Origin of the sequence: Vibrio panuliri (genome assembly GCF_009938205.1) — a bacterium.
Lineage (GTDB): Bacteria > Pseudomonadota > Gammaproteobacteria > Enterobacterales > Vibrionaceae > Vibrio > Vibrio panuliri.
Genome location: NZ_AP019655.1, coordinates 1,285,293 through 1,301,990, shown reverse-complemented (window position 1 = coordinate 1,301,990; position 16,698 = coordinate 1,285,293). Strand labels below are relative to the sequence as shown.

20 protein-coding genes are annotated in these 16,698 nt (G+C 44.6%); 9 read left to right on the top strand and 11 right to left on the bottom strand.

Translation table 11 applies throughout. The annotated features are described in order from the left end of the window. Positions 1–20 precede the first annotated feature (20 nt). Positions 21–299, top strand: a complete 279-nt coding sequence (gene ppnP, locus GZK95_RS20550) for a pyrimidine/purine nucleoside phosphorylase (protein WP_075706443.1) — start codon at positions 21–23, stop codon at positions 297–299. Positions 300–466: 167 nt separating this feature from the next. After that, the gene (locus tag GZK95_RS20545) at positions 467–754 is read left to right on the top strand and encodes a hypothetical protein (RefSeq protein ID WP_075706444.1); all 288 of its coding nucleotides are present in this window, start codon (positions 467–469) and stop codon (positions 752–754) included. Here GZK95_RS20545 and GZK95_RS20540 read toward each other — a convergent pair. Both GZK95_RS20540 and GZK95_RS20535 read right to left on the bottom strand, forming a co-directional pair. Further along, on the bottom strand, positions 704–1,900 hold the full coding sequence (locus tag GZK95_RS20540; RefSeq protein WP_075716131.1) for a GGDEF domain-containing protein: 1,197 nt from the start codon (positions 1,898–1,900) through the stop codon (positions 704–706). The two genes, GZK95_RS20545 and GZK95_RS20540, sit on opposite strands and share 51 nt — an antisense overlap. Before the next feature lie 175 nt (positions 1,901–2,075). Further along, entirely contained in the window at positions 2,076–2,969 is an 894-nt protein-coding gene (locus GZK95_RS20535; RefSeq protein ID WP_075716132.1) for a LysR substrate-binding domain-containing protein, read from the bottom strand. A gap of 92 nt (positions 2,970–3,061) precedes the next feature. Between GZK95_RS20535 and GZK95_RS20530 the strand changes: the two genes are divergently transcribed. Continuing rightward, entirely contained in the window at positions 3,062–3,973 is a 912-nt protein-coding gene (locus GZK95_RS20530; protein ID WP_075716133.1) for a DMT family transporter, read from the top strand. A 51-nt stretch (positions 3,974–4,024) separates the two neighbouring features. Here the strand turns inward: GZK95_RS20530 and GZK95_RS20525 are convergent, their stop codons facing one another. Both GZK95_RS20525 and GZK95_RS20520 read right to left on the bottom strand, forming a co-directional pair. Further along, a complete protein-coding gene (locus GZK95_RS20525; RefSeq protein ID WP_151148832.1) occupies positions 4,025–5,092 on the bottom strand; it encodes a DUF3541 domain-containing protein in 1,068 nt (355 codons plus the stop codon). 155 nt (positions 5,093–5,247) lie between these two features. Then, positions 5,248–5,841, bottom strand: coding sequence for an alpha-ketoglutarate-dependent dioxygenase AlkB family protein (locus tag GZK95_RS20520; protein WP_075716135.1), 594 nt, complete (start codon positions 5,839–5,841; stop codon positions 5,248–5,250). A gap of 211 nt (positions 5,842–6,052) precedes the next feature. Here GZK95_RS20520 and GZK95_RS20515 point away from each other — a divergent pair, with 211 nt between their 5' ends. Continuing rightward, positions 6,053–7,411, top strand: a complete 1,359-nt coding sequence (locus tag GZK95_RS20515; RefSeq protein ID WP_075716136.1) for a diguanylate cyclase — start codon at positions 6,053–6,055, stop codon at positions 7,409–7,411. A 283-nt stretch (positions 7,412–7,694) separates the two neighbouring features. Here GZK95_RS20515 and GZK95_RS20510 read toward each other — a convergent pair whose 3' ends face one another. Beyond that, positions 7,695–9,203, bottom strand: coding sequence for a DUF3612 domain-containing protein (locus GZK95_RS20510; RefSeq protein ID WP_075716137.1), 1,509 nt, complete (start codon positions 9,201–9,203; stop codon positions 7,695–7,697). A gap of 162 nt (positions 9,204–9,365) precedes the next feature. Here GZK95_RS20510 and GZK95_RS20505 point away from each other — a divergent pair, with 162 nt between their 5' ends. Beyond that, positions 9,366–9,932, top strand: a complete 567-nt coding sequence (locus tag GZK95_RS20505; RefSeq protein ID WP_075706453.1) for an aldolase/citrate lyase/malate synthase family protein — start codon at positions 9,366–9,368, stop codon at positions 9,930–9,932. A 41-nt stretch (positions 9,933–9,973) separates the two neighbouring features. Here GZK95_RS20505 and GZK95_RS20500 read toward each other — a convergent pair whose 3' ends face one another. The 4 genes from GZK95_RS20500 to GZK95_RS20485 are packed head-to-tail and all read right to left on the bottom strand — an operon-like array spanning position 9,974 to position 11,783. Beyond that, the gene (locus GZK95_RS20500; protein ID WP_075706454.1) at positions 9,974–10,222 is read right to left on the bottom strand and encodes a Rho-binding antiterminator; all 249 of its coding nucleotides are present in this window, start codon (positions 10,220–10,222) and stop codon (positions 9,974–9,976) included. Continuing rightward, entirely contained in the window at positions 10,219–10,629 is a 411-nt protein-coding gene (locus tag GZK95_RS20495; RefSeq protein ID WP_075706455.1) for a VOC family protein, read from the bottom strand. Before GZK95_RS20495 ends, GZK95_RS20500 begins: the two co-directional genes overlap by 4 nt. A gap of 20 nt (positions 10,630–10,649) precedes the next feature. Beyond that, positions 10,650–11,246, bottom strand: coding sequence for a LysE/ArgO family amino acid transporter (locus GZK95_RS20490; protein WP_075706456.1), 597 nt, complete (start codon positions 11,244–11,246; stop codon positions 10,650–10,652). Continuing rightward, a complete protein-coding gene (locus GZK95_RS20485) occupies positions 11,247–11,783 on the bottom strand; it encodes a DUF924 family protein (RefSeq protein WP_075716138.1) in 537 nt (178 codons plus the stop codon). It abuts the gene before it with no gap. A 119-nt stretch (positions 11,784–11,902) separates the two neighbouring features. Here GZK95_RS20485 and GZK95_RS20480 point away from each other — a divergent pair, with 119 nt between their 5' ends. Next, positions 11,903–12,196, top strand: a complete 294-nt coding sequence (locus tag GZK95_RS20480; protein ID WP_075706458.1) for a hypothetical protein — start codon at positions 11,903–11,905, stop codon at positions 12,194–12,196. Positions 12,197–12,263: 67 nt separating this feature from the next. Here GZK95_RS20480 and GZK95_RS20475 read toward each other — a convergent pair whose 3' ends face one another. Together GZK95_RS20475 and GZK95_RS20470 are read right to left on the bottom strand one after the other, a co-directional pair. After that, the gene (locus GZK95_RS20475; RefSeq protein ID WP_075706459.1) at positions 12,264–12,812 is read right to left on the bottom strand and encodes an MSHA operon transcriptional regulator; all 549 of its coding nucleotides are present in this window, start codon (positions 12,810–12,812) and stop codon (positions 12,264–12,266) included. Between the two features lie 345 nt (positions 12,813–13,157). Beyond that, positions 13,158–13,298: a DUF3012 domain-containing protein gene (locus GZK95_RS20470; RefSeq protein WP_404817661.1), complete on the bottom strand. Its 141-nt coding sequence runs from the start codon at positions 13,296–13,298 to the stop codon at positions 13,158–13,160. Positions 13,299–13,746: 448 nt separating this feature from the next. On the opposite strand from GZK95_RS20470, the gene rbsD reads away from it, so the two are divergent. The 3 genes from rbsD to rbsC are packed head-to-tail and all read left to right on the top strand — an operon-like array spanning position 13,747 to position 16,675. Beyond that, a complete protein-coding gene (gene rbsD / locus GZK95_RS20465) occupies positions 13,747–14,166 on the top strand; it encodes a D-ribose pyranase (RefSeq protein ID WP_075706461.1) in 420 nt (139 codons plus the stop codon). 23 nt (positions 14,167–14,189) lie between these two features. Beyond that, complete coding sequence (rbsA, locus tag GZK95_RS20460) at positions 14,190–15,695, top strand: ribose ABC transporter ATP-binding protein RbsA (protein ID WP_075716139.1); 1,506 nt, start codon at positions 14,190–14,192, stop codon at positions 15,693–15,695. After that, positions 15,692–16,675: a ribose ABC transporter permease gene (gene rbsC, locus GZK95_RS20455; RefSeq protein ID WP_075716140.1), complete on the top strand. Its 984-nt coding sequence runs from the start codon at positions 15,692–15,694 to the stop codon at positions 16,673–16,675. The genes rbsA and rbsC overlap by 4 nt, the downstream gene beginning before the upstream one ends. Positions 16,676–16,698 lie beyond the last annotated feature (23 nt).

The following is a 16,698-nucleotide window of genomic DNA, read 5'->3' as shown; positions in this document are numbered from 1 at the left end:
CAGAAAAACAAGGAAGAAAAATGAAACACAACGTATATTTTGAGGGAAATGTTCAGTCTCTAGCGTTTACCCAGCAAAGTGATGAATCTAGTGTTGGCGTGATGGCGCCGGGCGAGTACACATTTGGTACCGCCGCTCCAGAAAAAATGACAGTTGTAAAAGGTGCCTTGACCATCAAACGCGATGGTGAAAATGATTGGATAACGTTCCGCGATGGTGAATCGTTTAATGTCGCGGGTGATTCCTCTTTTCAGTTAAAAGTAGAGTTGGCTACGGCGTATCTATGTGAATACCTGTAATTACGGTGCCGTGTATAACGCGCGGCATTGCTCTCGTTATTTGTAATGTTTTCAAACTCACTCTCCTCATTACCGCTTGTATCCATACTCAAACGTGAAACACAGAAAATAATCAACCTTTTGACTATACTAATGTTATTGGTAGTAACTGATGTGAGGAGGTTGATATGGCTGTTGGTCGAAGACAAACTAACTCGAATACTCGTTATGATCCTAACCAAGACTTCACCCAAGACCAACTTCGTCGCTTTGGTCATGTCGCTAACCAAGCGCAAAGTAATCGCGATTTAGAGAATAAACTCGCGCAAGAGCGTCAGCAAAGTCAGCGCAAAAGTCGAGCGTTAACACCGATCGTTAAGATGGGTGACGTCAAAAAAGAGAAATCACTCAGATACGCGATTTGGTTAACCGTTGCGCTTATCGTGCTGCTCTGGTTTATGTATATGACGGGATGACTTCTGTGCGATGTTATGCACGTTGCAATCCATCGGGATCTCCGTCAGGGTAGTTAGGATATCACCGCTGTAGTATTTGAACTGATTTTTACCACAATGCTTGGCTGCATACATGGCTTTGTCGGCACAGCGAGTCAATTCCGATAGATTGTCAGCATCTTGTGGGTAGAGTGCCACACCAACACTGACGGTTAGGTCGCGGATCTTATTGGTATCTGCATAGCTGTCATGAAAGAGGTGGCTGATTCGTTTTAGAATGCCATCTAAATCTTTTTTACTGCGTACGTCATAGAGCAAAATAACAAATTCGTCGCCAGCGAATCGAGCTATCGAGTAGTCATGGTGATTACTCTTTCGGTCTCGAGAGCGAACATTGTTTTTCAGCCGACGTGCAAAATTCTGTAGAACGCGATCTCCAACATCATGTCCGTAGGTATCATTTACCTGTTTGAAATCATCAATGTCGAGGAATACGAGAGCTGTAGTGGTTGACAAGTTACCAACTTCAGAGAGCTTTTTCTGCGCCCAGCTTTCGAAACTCCAGCGATTTGCCAATCCCGTAAGCTGATCTAGGTATGCAAGATCTTCAATGCCCTCCCGATAGAGTAATTGAATATAACGCAGTAGTTTGGCGTAATAATAGGCAGCGGTATTGCAGATAATACAAAGCACAATCAGACCAAATAAAAAGCCAGTCTGCACGCTATGAAGTTCAGTTTGACTCTGCTGGAATATGTTGGCAGCGAGCGCCATCAAACAGAATAAAGAGCTACAGACTAAGCCTATTTTAAATTCGTTAATTGCAATGACTGAGACCATTAATGGGAATAGCCAGACTAACCGCTCGGGATAGTGAGCATGGTACAGCAGTAAGAGTAAACCTTGGAACATGAGTACACCTGAGAGCAAAATATCAGTGTATTGCAGCCCTTGATGGCGTTTGAGGCGCCACAAATTGGTTGTGACAATCACAGTACAAATAAGGTTTATTATCGCTAAGCTGTAATCTTGGTTGTAGAAATGGACGACGCCGTAACCGGCCAGAGTGATAAGTGAAATAACTGAACATAGGCTGACTAACTTGCGCTTACGTGTTGCGCGAATATCGGCCATTTCCTCTAGATGGCCTGCGACGAAATTACTCATCCTTAAGTGTGCTCTCAAGTTCATATTGTAGAACTAAGTCTAGGAGAATATTTCTTTGCTTGAGAACAAGAGAGCATTAAATAGTGTGACGTCGTTCAATTAAATGCATGAATGTATTTATTAGTACTAACGGTTTACTGAATTAATCCCTCGGTTTTTACTCAAGACCAGCCTGCTAATTTAATCCATCGAACTCAGCTCTTAACCAATTTCTGAGTAATAGAACATTTTCGCTTTTTAAACTATCAATCCGACAAGCAAAGTAAAAATCTTGGAATGGGTTGAGTGCTGCATCGCCAATTTCAACCAGTAGACCTTGCTCGACATCATCTTTGATAAATAATCGATGTGTCACAAAGACCCCGAGTTTACGAATACATGCTTGTACGGCTTGAACAGAGGCTGAGAAACTGAGGTTTTTGCTGATATCTGGAACGGCTAGCCCGTTGTGATGACACCACACTTGCCAATCATGCTTGCGTCTATCGTTGGCAGCGGCAATCGCAGGATATTGTGCGAGTAGCTCGGTAGGACTGATGCCATCGCGGAGTAAATCGGGATGACAAACCATCACCAGTTCATCGATAGCGAGTTTCTCGCAGTAGTAGTCAAGCCACTCGTCAGTTTTGCCATGAATAATCGCGACATCGACACCTTCCTCTTCGAGTGAAAAATGACCGATTAATGTCGAAATGCGAACATCCACCTTAGGAGCGTATTGGTTAAAGTTTTGCATGCGAGGTATCCACCAATGCATTGCCAACGAGTTAACCATGTTGAGTGTGATGCGCTGCGAATGCGGTGAAACCATTAGCCCTTGTGTTGCATGTACGATAGTTTCTAAAGCGGGTGCCACCTTGCGGTAATACTTCCTTCCCACGCTGTTGAGTGTTACTTGCCGACCAACACGTTTGAGTAAAGGCTGACCCAATTGAGTTTCTAAAGCTTTGATTGCTTGGCTAACAGCAGAATGACTGACGTTCAACTCCTTCGCTGCCTCGGTCATGCTGCCCGTTTCAGCGACCGCGACAAATGTATAGAGAGATTTCAGTGGGGGTAGCTTTCTCATCTGTAAGTTTCTCTAACAGGTTATGTTAATTTTAATCGTTATTCAACAGGGTATACGCGAGCTACAATATGCGCAACTTTAGGGAGGTGATTATGTTGCGCCAGTGGTACCCAGTTTTTTTTATGTTGTCTTCGACATTTAGTTTGTCTTTGACGGGGCTGTTTTCAAAATACTTGACCAATCAGTTAGAGGCTAACTTACTCAGTTTTATGCGTTTCTTTGTGCCTAGTTTGGTTTTATTGATTTTTATTGTTGGGCGAAAATTGCGCGTACCAAAGCGCGATCTTCTTAAACCAATTTGGGTTAGGGCATTGTGCATTGGTGCTTGCCAAATTTGCTTTATTTATTCTTTGAACCATCTCAGTTTGGTTGAGAGCGTGGTGTTGTTCGGTACTGGCCCTCTGTTTCTACCATTGTTAGAAAAGCTAATTTATGGTGTGCCTATCTCTACCGTCACGATTGCAGCATTGATCACCACGTTTGTTGGGGTGATGCTATTGGCTGGTGATGTGGGGGGGATTGAACTACGTCCTGAGCTCTTTATTGGCCTATCAGCGGGAGCATTTAACGCCGGTTCACAGTTAAGTCTTTACCGAGCAAGCAAAAGTGAACTCAATCCCTATGAGATTAACTTCTGGTCATTTACTTTTGCTGCAATACTCATTGCTCCGCTGGTTCTGTTTTCTGCCCACAGTGGTGAGACATTGTGGCATCCTCAGCAAGTGAGTTCTTTAATGGTCGTGGTTGTGCTACTGCTTTTGGCGGTGCTGATCATCAATACTCAGGTATTTCGTGCGAAAGCCTATCGGCTAGCGGATTCGGGTTCACAGTTAGCACCACTCATTTTTACCAACTTGCTGTTTACTGCTATTTGGCAACTGCTCTTTTTTGACGTGACGTTCCATCGTTTTCAAGTTATTGGACTCGGGTTAATTGTTATTTCGAGTGTAATGAATGTGTTGTTGCCTAAGTGGTTGGAACGCCGAGAGTCTCGTTTGGCCTAGTATCGTCGCCCTCGCGTTGCGGCGAGGGCGACATAGAGATGTTAAAGGCTTTTATTTTGGCTCGAGTCCATAAGGTAAGCGAGTGAATATCTCAGGTTGCTTTTGGTAGGTAGGTGCTTGATTTACTTGCTGCCAGTCGAGCAACATAATTGCCAGCACATTTCTATGCTCACCGTGAGAGAAATCGAAATCACCAGTGACGGAAGGGATCATACCTTGTTGTTTATCGATGGCTTTGTTGATCGCCTTACGGGTTTTCGCGACCACTGGGTCGTTATCTAACCCAGCCAGCAAAAACGAGAGGCCGACTTCGGCGATTACGTCCTCTTTCGCTCTAAGCAAAATTTGATCAATGTTTTGACGGAAGTAGTCGTATATCCATTGGTGATCTTGCTCATTGACTTGCTTTTGGTAGTAGTTAGAGTCGGCAAAGATAATGTGCGTCATGCCATAAAGTTTATTGCCGTATTGCTGCGGTGAGAGCTTTTTATCTATCGCGTCGGGATAGGTTTTGCGAAAACTATCAATAAACTGATCGACGACATCTTGTTCTCCTAGTTGACGCAACCAATATACCTGATTGGCGAGCTGAGCTGCCCACGCTCGAATCATTTCGGGGTCGGTAGCGTAACGGGCAAAATCATAGCGACGGATAACCTCACGCAGTTTTTGGTCTTGTTTATGTTTCAGGCCATATTCATTCGCACGTGCCATTGAGCCAAGCAGGTCAACCCCGAGATAGAGGTATTCAGGCATGTGTTTTGTCGCGTTGAAGCGGCGAATGCTGCGCTCATCATCATCCCCAATGTAGCCAGACAATCTTCCCTCAGAGTAGATATAGATGCTTTCAGGTGTGTTCACCTCTGCCGCAAAGTGGTTGAGGCGACTTGCCACTCTTGCTAGGTCACTCCAGATTGCGGCTGAGTACTTGCTATCTAGGGTTTGGCGATACATTCTCAAACCATAATGCCCTTCCTTGAAAGCGGGTAAGGTGTATAGGTTTTGCTCGTATGTTTGTTTAATGAGATCGGCCGACTCTTGGTACGCTGCAGAGGTATCAGCAAAAGCGGTGTGGGATAAAGAGAACCCAAGTAGTAATAAGGAAAAAGTTCGACGCATTAGCAGTTCCTAGCTCAATGAGTGTTGAAGTGCTTAGCTTAGCAAATATCTTTGCTGTCAATGTGAGCAACATGTCAGATTGATAACAAACATATCGTAGTCAGGCTCTTACGCTGACCTTAACGGAATATCAGCGCACCAGTCGGGATTTGACGCTATTGAAATTCGGGCACGATATAACGGAAAGTAAGGTTAATTCTTGGCTCTGAAATCCGCTTAGTCTTGGGTAGTGAGTGACGCCAGTGGTGTTGTAGCTCTCCAGCCATAACCAATAGGCTGCCGTGGTTCAATTGAAAGTCGAGTTTAGCGGAGCCATCTTTACGTTTTATCGCAAACTTACGCACCGCACCCAAACTGACTGAGGCGATCACTGGGTTGACGCCGAGTTCTTTCTCATTGTCTTGATGCCAACCCATATAGTCCTGTCCATCGCGATAAAGATTAAGCAAAACGGTATTAAATGGCTGTTGGCAAACGATCTCACATTGCTTTTTCAATTGTGTGATGAGTGCTGGCATGGGTTTGGGTGAAAGTACTAGGCCAGAATACTGATAGGCATGTTCCCCATACGATGCTTGAAGGCGAGGTTGAAGAACGTGCCGACCAAACATAGTGATAGCTTCTTGTTGCCACGGTGTCTGATTGAGTAAAGTTTGATAATTGGTATCAGCTTGCGCTTTTGGCAAAAAGTTCTTTATCAATAATAGTTTCCCACCGTCGACTTCATGCCACATGAGATTACTTGACATATCCCTGACACTCCTAAAACGTCATTTTTGGTATTTTTTGTGCAAAATTCGATGTAATTTCACCAGTTTTATTATATTTTGTAATAAATGATAAAGATATAACTCAACATTAAGTATTAGTTGTTGCTTGTATGTTTTAAACCAAACGATGGCGCAAGATCATCGGTTATTAAATCTAATTGTAAATTCAGCTCATTTTTCGGGGGAGTATATGAGGTTCAGACGTAGCTGGCACCGTCCATTGACGTTGTGTTTTGCTATCCTCATCGTTATCACGGTTGCTTGTATAGAGTACATGACCAGCTTGCAGCACCAATACATTAGTCAAATTGAACAGGAAAATGCGAAAGAAGAGTTGTCAATAATCCGAGCAAAACTGGAATCACTGATTATCTCGGATATCTACCTAGTCAATAGCCTACCCGTAGTTGTGGCCACGAATCGAGAGTTCCGCCAAGAACAATGGGAAGCGATCGCCGAAAACATCATAGAGCGCAGTTCACATATTAATGCCATTCTTTTAGCGCCCGATGATGTGGTGGAATATGTCTACCCTAATCACCATCGTCGTTTTATTGGTAGTGATTATCGGGATAGACCAGAGGCGTGGAGCGCTGTACAAGAAGCCAAAGTCGTCGAAGAGGCGCTTATTTCAGACATTGTGCATTTTTCCAGTGGTGAAAGAGGGCTTGTCGCTCGTGTGCCGATATTTACCGATCCTCCCTTCAATCAAAATTACTGGGGAGTTGCCAGCGTTGTAATTGGTTTGAGTAACTTATTACGCGACGCGGGTGTCTATCAACTCTCTAAGCACTATCGACTTAGTATTGTTTCTTTAGATAGCCAACAGCAGGCGGTAAGCCAAATATTTGGTGAGGGTGATGAGCACGCCAATGCTTTTTCGAGCGAGTTAGTGCATTTTCCTCATGGGACTTGGCGAATCAGTTCGACAATCGATAACGGCTTTCTTAGCGAAACGGATTGGTATCAACTTAATGGTGCTCGACTAATTGGCTACAGCTCTTTACTTATGCTGTGTATCGCCTTTGCTGCCGTCTATTTTTTGTATCACCAGGCCAATCAGCGCTCGCTCCATGATGAGCTAACCAGTTTACCTAACCGTCGCTACTTTATGTTTACCCTCAAACGGCAGTTTTCGATGGCGCAGCGCTCTGAGTCCAAAGAGTGCTTTGCTCTGTTGAATATTGATCTCGATAAGTTTAAACAGATTAACGATCGGTATGGTCATGATGCTGGAGACAGCGTGCTAAAAGCGGTTGGTCTGCGTGTCCAACAAGCTTTGCGCGGCTCTGATGTGGTCGCACGCGTTGGGGGCGATGAGTTTTTGGTTTTGTTACCGCGAGTACGGGAAGAAAGCAACGCCAAAACGATTGTGGCGAATGTTGCTCGTTGTCTCTGTGATGAACCATTGGATTACGATGGACACTCAATTGAGTTCAGTGCGAGTATTGGCTACGCGATGTATCAACCTGAAATGGCGTCTGTCGAAGATATTCTTCGCGAAGCAGATGATGCTATGTATCAAGATAAGCTACGTGACACAAAGTAGGTTTTTGCATTATGCGATCCCGAAAAATTGCATATTGCATCGACATTTGCATTTTGCAATGGATTTATGCACGCTGTTTTGCTGCAATCGCTGATTGTTTAACCGTTTTTATAGCATTTATCCCATTTATAAAGTTGGCACATTAAATGCTTTAGATAAAGTGACCCTTATTAAGCCGAGGGTCACCTAGCCAACTGACGTTGTTAGTGAACCTACTAATTTGTTCACATTCATATATAGCCAATCATATTGTTGTGATTGGCTTTTTTTCTATCTGGGTTTCTCAATCGCTGTAGCAACTAGGTTGACGTGGGCAAACCGCCCCACGTGAGCAAATGACACGTGCATCAGAGTCTAACCCTCGTTCTACCCAGTTGATGTTGAGTATCTTCGCTATAGTGGTGAACTCACGTTTGATATGTTGAGGGATAGCAGCACTGCCTCCATTCTCAACACAGAGGGCTTTCAGCTCTTCCGCGATACTTAATGCATGCCCACCTTGTGCGTTGATCGCCGGATTGAGGTCAATACCAGCGCAGAGTACACGATTGTTCCCTGCAGGATCGGTCATGTTCATTGACTCACAACAATAGATTCTTGGTTCATCGCCGACATGAAGAATGGAAATCTGTGCAGAGCTACCAGTTTGAGGTTGGGATAGACGTCGAAACACCGCCCAATGCTGACATGGGTCGTTAACCTTTCGCATGTTTCCCCATGGCAGAGGAATACCATTACCTCGATAGACTGCTTTGAGTTTATTTTCGCCATAGGCATCAAAGTAGTGCCAATGAGGGTAAGGAGAGACCACCGTCATACGACGCATGGCGACAGAAGGAGATACGCCTGCCTTTTTGTGCACATCAATCTCATAACCGTTCCGATCGAGCAATTGCCTAAATGGGACTTTGGGGCACAGCAGAGCCCCAGCAAAAAAGCTCGACTCAAAATCTCGCCATGCTTGAAGAATGTGTTGTGAGTTAAGTTCGGTATTATTGCTTTGCTCGGGCTGCTCTTCCCAGCTGTTCGCATGGCCGACAGAGAGGACGCTCTTCAATCCTTCCTTGCTGTGAAGTACACAGTGACCAATATAAACCGCTAAGTCATATTTCAAGCGCGTAGGGTAATCACGCAGGATTTCATTCAGATAAATACTGCCTGGTGGTTCAAAAAAAGAGGTGACCACTTGCTTAGCGCTCATTCCCATCTCATCAACCACATCTTGTGGGGCGCGAGAAATCCAACGTATGGTTAACCCCATGCTTCGGGCGATATTCATAAGATCTTGTGTCGACAAGTTCAGGCGTTTTAAGCCTATCTCTTCTGCCGCTCGCTCGAGATCGGGAAAATGGTTTTGGTGACTTTCCTGATGTGCCCGAATCAATAGGTGGGCGAACTGGCGACCTGTTATTCCGGTTTGAGAGAGCATTTCAGGGATGGCGATCTGTAAGATCTCTTTGGAAAAAAGAAAACTAGGCTCTAACGCCATGCCACTGATTCCACCCCGGTTACCTTTATCTGGGGTGATGTCCTCTTGAGTCGGTTCATCGTCAAGAAACCATGCGGGATCCTTTTGGAAAACTTCAGCGATAACTTCAAGCATATCGATACTTGGAACACGCTTTCCTCGCTCAATCATCGAAAGGTAGGAGACGGAAGGGGCGTACTCGGGGTTGATGCGAATACAACGGGCAGAGAGATCTTCCATGGTTAAATGGTTACGTTTTCTTAGATTTCTTATCTTGGTCCCTAAAAAATGGGACTGACGGATTAAACTTTTTGACAGCAGCATTTTGTAAAATTCACAGTGTAAAATTTTTGTTGTGAAATTGTAGTAAAAAATTCGCTAATCTACCTAGTAAGCAAGTTCACAAATTTACAATCTCGTTGGATTGCAGGTTTCATGAACTGCCAAGGATATTAAGAATTGTGCGTTATACGCGAGGGAAAGACTATGAATATGCAAACGTTCGAAAACAATGACATCCAAACAAATTCGACTTCTTTTATTGCGAACGCAGTCTTTGCCGTGGAAGCAATTAAAGCGGACCAAGCACAAGAAAAGCAGATGAAGACTAAGCAGTTGCTAGATAAACTGTTCCCTCTAGAGAACGGCTCGCACTGTGATGTGACTGAGTACGTAATTGATTTACGTCACGTTATGGCGTTTTTCAAAGATGGTACGCACAGTGGTCTAAAACACCCTAAGCATTTCGTTGCCTTTACAGGGGAGAAAGAACACCCACATTCAATTCTGTTCCGTGATGGTACAGGTAGCCATATGGAAGTGACTTTTGGTCGTCAAAGAGGTACGGGTAGTGTTGAATTTATTACTATTGACGATATCCAAATGGAAACATGCACGACTTTTCCACATATGGAAGCCAGTTCAGCGATGCGTCATTGGATCAGCTTGGTGAAAGGCGACAAGAAAGGAAAACCAATGGCTTGCAGTGAAGATAAAGAGTACACCGCGAAAAATGGCGATGATTACCGCTTAGACTGCTGCTACAAGCTATAAGCTAAAGTTGTTAGAGAGAAATCCAGCTACGGCTGGATTTTTTATTGCTTAAATTCGACAAATGAGAAGTGAGGGTTATCTAAAGTGACTCGTAGACTTTTGAGGTTGTCGGTGACGACATATTCACGCGTGCCCTCGACTTCGAGGATCAGACACTCTTGTTTTAATGCGTTATAGCCGGTATCGCAAGCAATGCCAGATAGTTCGTGTCCATCAAGTAAGGTCAACTTGACGGGAAAATGATAAAGGCAGGCGATTTCAAGATAGTCGTATTGGCTGCAACTGATCATAGGTTTTCCTTAGTTGGTTTAAGCTCGACAATATTACCCTCTGGGTCTGTGAGGTAAACTGAACGACCAAACCCTTGAGCGCCATAGCGCTCAACAAAATCCTCTGGGCGAAGTTGGTGTTGCGCGAAGAGTGTGATTAAGTCAGTTTCTGATATCGGTTCAATCTGTAAGCAGAGATGATCCATGTTTCTTCCATTTTGCTGCGGTGCTTTACCGCCTAATCGACCTAGCTCACTATCTACCGTGACGATGTCAATTAAAGCGGACCCTGCACGTAACTGAGTCAGTCCCAGCTCGGGTAACGTGCGCTCAATTGGACACCCTAGTTTGTGTTGATAAAACTCCAGCATTTTATCCAGTTGGGTGGTACGCAGCACCACGTGATCTAATCCAACAATCTTAAGCATGCTCTCTCCCAAACTGTTGCTCAAATGATCAGTTTAAACGCTAACAGCAACATGATCATACCAATGGCACTTTCTAACACTTTCCACGCTCGTGCATGACGAAATACAGGCGCAAGCAGCCGAGCGCCATAACCCAAGCTGAAGAAAAACAGAAACGACCCCGTCATTGCCCCAAGCGCAAACTGGAGTTTTTCTGGTTCGTACTGGGTGGAAATGGAGCCGAGTAACACCACCGTATCAAGATAGACGTGTGGATTGAGCCATGTAAACGCCAAACAGAGCAATGCGGTGTGCCACGCACTTGAGTTGCTATTGCCTTGAGGCGTAAGGGCATGGTTGGTTTTCCACGCCGAGTACAAACTGCGCAATCCATACCAAACAAGAAACAGTGCGCCTCCGTAGCGTGCGATCATCTCTAAGTTTGGAAACTGTTTGACCAATACGCCAAAGCCAGCCACGCCTGCCGAAATCAGTAGTGCATCCGATAGAGCACAGATAAAACAGACCAAAAAAACGTGGTGACGTTGGATACCTTGTTTAAGTACAAACGCATTTTGCGCTCCAATGGCGATAATCAAGGAGAGTCCAAGGGCTAGACCTGCAATAAAAGTACTCATTTAAAAACGTGAGTTTGGCTGGGCGAGAAATTCGAGTTCTTCATCGCTACTAGGACGACCTAGGATCTCGTTGCGATGGGGATATCGGCCAAAGCGGTCAATAATCACTTTGTGTTTCAGTTCAAAGTCGTAATTGTTTTCCATACCTGGCTGATTAAAGAGTGTGACGGCTTGTTGATGGATCTGTGCGGACTCACTATGCATATAAGGCATGTAGAGAAATGCCCGCTGCTCGACAGATAGCGCTTGATCCGCTCCAATACTGATCGCTTCTTGAGCCAGAGCAAGCGCGAGCGGATCCTGACTAAAAGCGCGCGGTGTATTGCGATAGATATTTCGAGAGAACTGATCTAAGACAATGATCTCTGCCAAACGTCCGTGCGCACTCTTTCGCCAGTGAAAAAGCTCACATTGCGCAGCTTGCTCAACCAATGGAGCAAAGCGCTGTTGAATATGTTGATCAACCTCAGGGTTAACCATAAACCAATCTTTCGGTTGTAATTCCTCAAACCAAAAGTCGAGAACGTGCTGATCCATGAACTGTCCTTAATTCGTCTTCTATTTGGATTATCAATATAGCCTAAACAAGCCACGCTTGAAATCTTGCGCCTAGCACATATAATCCGCGACACAAGATCCTGACAGCAGTTGCTCTAATGAAATCGAACAAGAAACCCGATCGCATGACAGCGATGAAAAATATCATTGAAGAAGTCTTAGCAGAACTCCCACTGTACGAGCCAGAAACGTTCGTGTGTAGTTCAAAAGGAAGTTGTATTGGTTGTCCAAAGAAGCTGCTCGAGATGGTCGATGGCGAACTGAGTTACTGGCAAAGTGCAATGTCACGCGGTGTGGTGCCACAGTTTGACGAGATTCGTCGTTTTGGCAAGATGTGCAGCAGTGTTCGCAAGGGACTAGCGCGAAATAACTTATTACTTAAGCCCGTTTAAACGGCGTATTCTAAGATTGAAAAAGGGAACAAGATGTTCCCTTTTCCGTTGTTGTGGTCGGCTGGTACTAAAAGCAGGCTTTTTTGACAAAATACGGGTTATCAAATTTTTTCGCTGGTCCCAGTTCTGAAATCACCAACTTGTTCCATAACGCTTTATCAAATTCGCCTTTTGGAATAGAAGGGTAGAGCGTTTCAACTTCTTCGTAGGCAAAACGCATAAACTGCTTTTTCTTGATCTGATTGTACTTGTTGGCAACCCGATTGTGCTTTTTGATCCACTCTAGCTTGTAGTCATGCAGTGCGGGTTCTGCTTGCTCAAATGGCACGCGTGACAAATAGACTCGTTTGTAAGAGACCTTTCGATCCAGCATGGTACGCATCGCAGTTTGGATGTACTTGCCATGATGAGTGATCGATATATCATCCAATTTAAATGGCTTTACGTGCCAACCTGTAGGCAAAAACTCTGGGCGTTTAAATTGCTTGTTTCGCACTTCAATGGCGTTATGCAGAACAATATCTGATGTGCCATTAAAAGTTTGCTGCCAGCGTCCAATACGGATCTGAAGGGCAGTTGGTAAGCGATAAATATTGGTAAACTTATCTTGGTCCATAAGCGTAAACATTAGTTTTGTTGCGCTTTGCTGTAATCGATGCCAAAGAGCGCAATGAATATTTGGATTAGGGATTTTATTCCAAGCTTCGCAACCCAGCGAGCAAAAAAATGTGTAGAGATATATCTACGGCTTAGCTAAGCATTGAACACTTTAGGTTAGAGAATAATGCCAAGCCTGACGCAAGGCAAGTCTCATAGTTGGAAAATGTACTCAAGTAACGTCTAGAAGCTTGGTTCAGCGAACATAACTTGACTGGTAGACTGGGCAAAAAAATCGTAAACGACGTTTACTGACCAAGGAAACTCGCTCCAGTGACATTGCTTAGAATCCTGACCTATAAAGTCACTTGAATATACAGTGTTTAGCAAAATCCGCTGCTTCATTGGCTGTCCAGTCACCCTTCGCTTTTTGCTTCATATCGTCGCACCACGCTTCACTGCCAACCTCAGTACAGCCGATCATCACGAGAGTGACACTGAGCATAATCAATAATTTTTTCACATTAGATTCCTTGATAAAAATAGCCAGCCTCTGGCTAGATAACGACGAATTGCACAACGGCTGAGCAAATCACGTTACAGAAAAGCCCAAGCACAATAGCCTTAAAATTATAGCTCTGATAGGAGACAAGTAGTCAAATTATTGTTTTTATTTGTTTAATTTTTTCTTGGTCAATAAATGGCCTGTCGAACCCCAGTTACTGAGTTTGAACGCAGTATTTCTTATGATTTAAGTGATCAATGTCATTATTGTGTGATGTATTCCTCTCTAATGACGATCTAAATCACACAACGAGTTTTATCGGGATGATCATAAATATTTCTGATCTATATTGTCATCGAAACGTTTCGATGGGTTTTCTATTAACACTGAATCAAGTTTTATAACAGAACCAAATTGTCGAGAAAGCGTGTGATTGAAGGTCAATGAAATGAAAAAAAGTACCCTATTAAACTCAGAAGTTGCTTACTTAGTGTCTACGCTTGGACACACTGATGAAATAACGATTTGCGATGCCGGTTTACCGATCCCAGACCATGTGACGCGTATAGATTTAGCTTTGACCCATGGGGTCCCTAGTTTTATCGATACCGTGCGTGTGATTTTGACTGAATCACAGATTGAAGGCGTGGTTATGGCTAAAGAGTTCGTAGATGTTAGCCCTGAACTACACCAAGCTTTGCTTAGCGAGCTCGAACTCGAGCAAGCGCGTTGCGGCAAAGTATTCAATATTGAGTATGTTTCTCACCAAGAATTCAAACAACTGACTCATCAAAGTAAGGCGGTGGTTCGCACAGGTGAGTGCACCCCTTATGCCAACGTCATTTTCCAAGCAGGTGTGGTTTTTTAACCATACCGAATTGAGGACGAGTTATGACTCAAGCAATTTTACAACTCAGCGAGATTGAAAAAGCTTTCCCCGGCGTAAAAGCACTCGACCGTGCCAGTTTGAATGTCTATCCGGGGCGGGTGATGGCGCTTCTTGGTGAGAATGGGGCTGGTAAGTCAACCTTAATGAAAGTATTGACCGGTATTCATGCCTCAGATTCCGGCACCATTCAGTACCAAGGTAAGCCGGTGGCATTTAAAGGCCCGCGCGACTCTCAACATGCTGGCATTAGTATCATTCACCAAGAGCTCAATTTGATCCCGGAGCTTACCATTGCCGAGAACATTTTTATTGGTCGTGAGTTTACAGGGGCATTTGGTCAGATCCAATGGGCGAAGATGTACGATGAAGCCGATAAATTACTGAAAAGGCTTAACGTTAAACACAGTTCAAAAACACTTTTGGGTGATCTAAGTCTTGGTGAGCAGCAGATGGTTGAAATTGCCAAAGCACTCTCATTTGAGTCAAAAGTGATCATTATGGATGAGCCTACTGACGCGTTAACCGATACGGAAACGGAATCGCTGTTTACCGTGATCAACGAGTTGCGCGAGCAAGGGTGCGGCATTGTTTATATCTCGCATCGACTCAAAGAGATATTTGAGATTTGCGACGATATTACCGTTCTGCGTGACGGCAAGTTCATCGGCGAGTGTTTGGTTTCGGATACGGACGAAGACGGCCTAATCGAGATGATGGTTGGTCGAAAGCTGGAAGAGCAGTACCCACGCATTGACGTTAAGCATGGCGATACTTGCCTTGAGGTTATTGGTTTAACTGGCTCAGGTGTTCACGACGTGAGCTTCACCTTACAACGTGGTGAAATTCTTGGCGTGTCAGGTTTGATGGGGGCCGGGCGCACAGAGCTAATGAAAGTGATTTATGGGGCTCTGCCAAGTGAGCGTGGTGTGATTAACCTCGATAATAAAACGATTAATCCCGTGAGCCCACAAGACGGCTTAGCCAATGGTATTGCTTACATCTCAGAAGATCGGAAAGGCGATGGCTTAGTGCTGGGACTCTCGGTGAAAGAGAACATGTCTCTTTGTGCATTAGACAAGTTGTCAAAAGGTGGTCGAATTCAACATAGCGATGAAGTGCTCGCGGTCGATGACTTTATCAAGCTGTTCAATATCAAAACCCCAACCCGCGAACAGATCATCGGTAATCTATCCGGTGGTAACCAACAAAAGGTTGCCATTGCTAAAGGGTTAATGACTAAACCTAAGGTTTTGATCTTAGATGAGCCGACTCGCGGGGTTGATGTAGGCGCGAAGAAAGAGATCTACCAATTAATCAATAAATTCAAAGCGGAAGGCATGAGCATCATTTTGGTGTCATCTGAAATGCCAGAGGTGCTTGGTATGAGCGACCGCATAATGGTTATGCACGAAGGGCGTGTGAGCGGGATGTTTGCCGCTAAGGATGCCGACCAAGAAAAATTACTCGCCTGCGCAGTAGGTAAGCAGATCAATGAGGAAGCAGCATGAGTACTGAAACCATGAGCAAAACAAACCAAGCTAATGGCAAAAAGCTGTTTAGTAAAGAGTGGCTAATTGAGCAGAAATCTTTGATTGCTTTACTGCTTTTGATTGTGGTCGTCTCGTTTTTAAACCCCAACTTTTTTACCGTTGATAACATCCTGAATATTCTCCGTCAGACCTCGGTGAATGCGATTATCGCTGTCGGTATGACGCTGGTTATTTTGACCGCAGGAATCGACTTAAGTGTTGGCTCAGTGCTCGCGCTATGTGGTGCCTTTGCTGCCACGATGATTGGGCTGGAAGTGCCTGTTATGGTGGCAGTGCCTACCGCACTTGTCGCGGGTGCCGCACTCGGTGCAATTAGCGGCATCATTATCGCCAAAGGTAAAGTTCAAGCATTTATCGCGACTCTTGTAACCATGACCTTGCTACGTGGTGTGACCATGGTATACACCGACGGGCGTCCTATCTCTACTGGCTTTACCGATACCGCAGACGTGTTCGCTTGGTTTGGTACGGGTTACACACTCGGTGTTCCAGTCCCTGTTTGGTTGATGGTCATTGTGTTTGCATCGGCTTGGTATCTGTTAAATCACACCCGCTTTGGTCGCTACGTTTACGCAGTGGGCGGCAATGAATCAGCGGCGCGTCTTTCAGGGATTAACGTTGACCGCGTAAAAATCGGTGTCTATGCCATTTGTGGTCTATTGGCAGCGCTAGCGGGCATCATCATTACTTCTCGACTATCTTCAGCACAGCCTACTGCCGGTATGGGTTATGAGCTTGATGCCATTGCTGCGGTTGTGTTAGGCGGAACCAGTTTAATGGGGGGTAAAGGACGTATCATGGGGACACTTATCGGTGCACTGATAATTGGCTTCCTGAACAACGCTCTTAACCTTCTCGACGTATCTTCTTACTACCAGATGATTGCTAAAGCAGTGGTTATCCTTCTGGCAGTAATCGTGGATAACAAAAATAAGTAACTGACATTTTACACCAATAACTC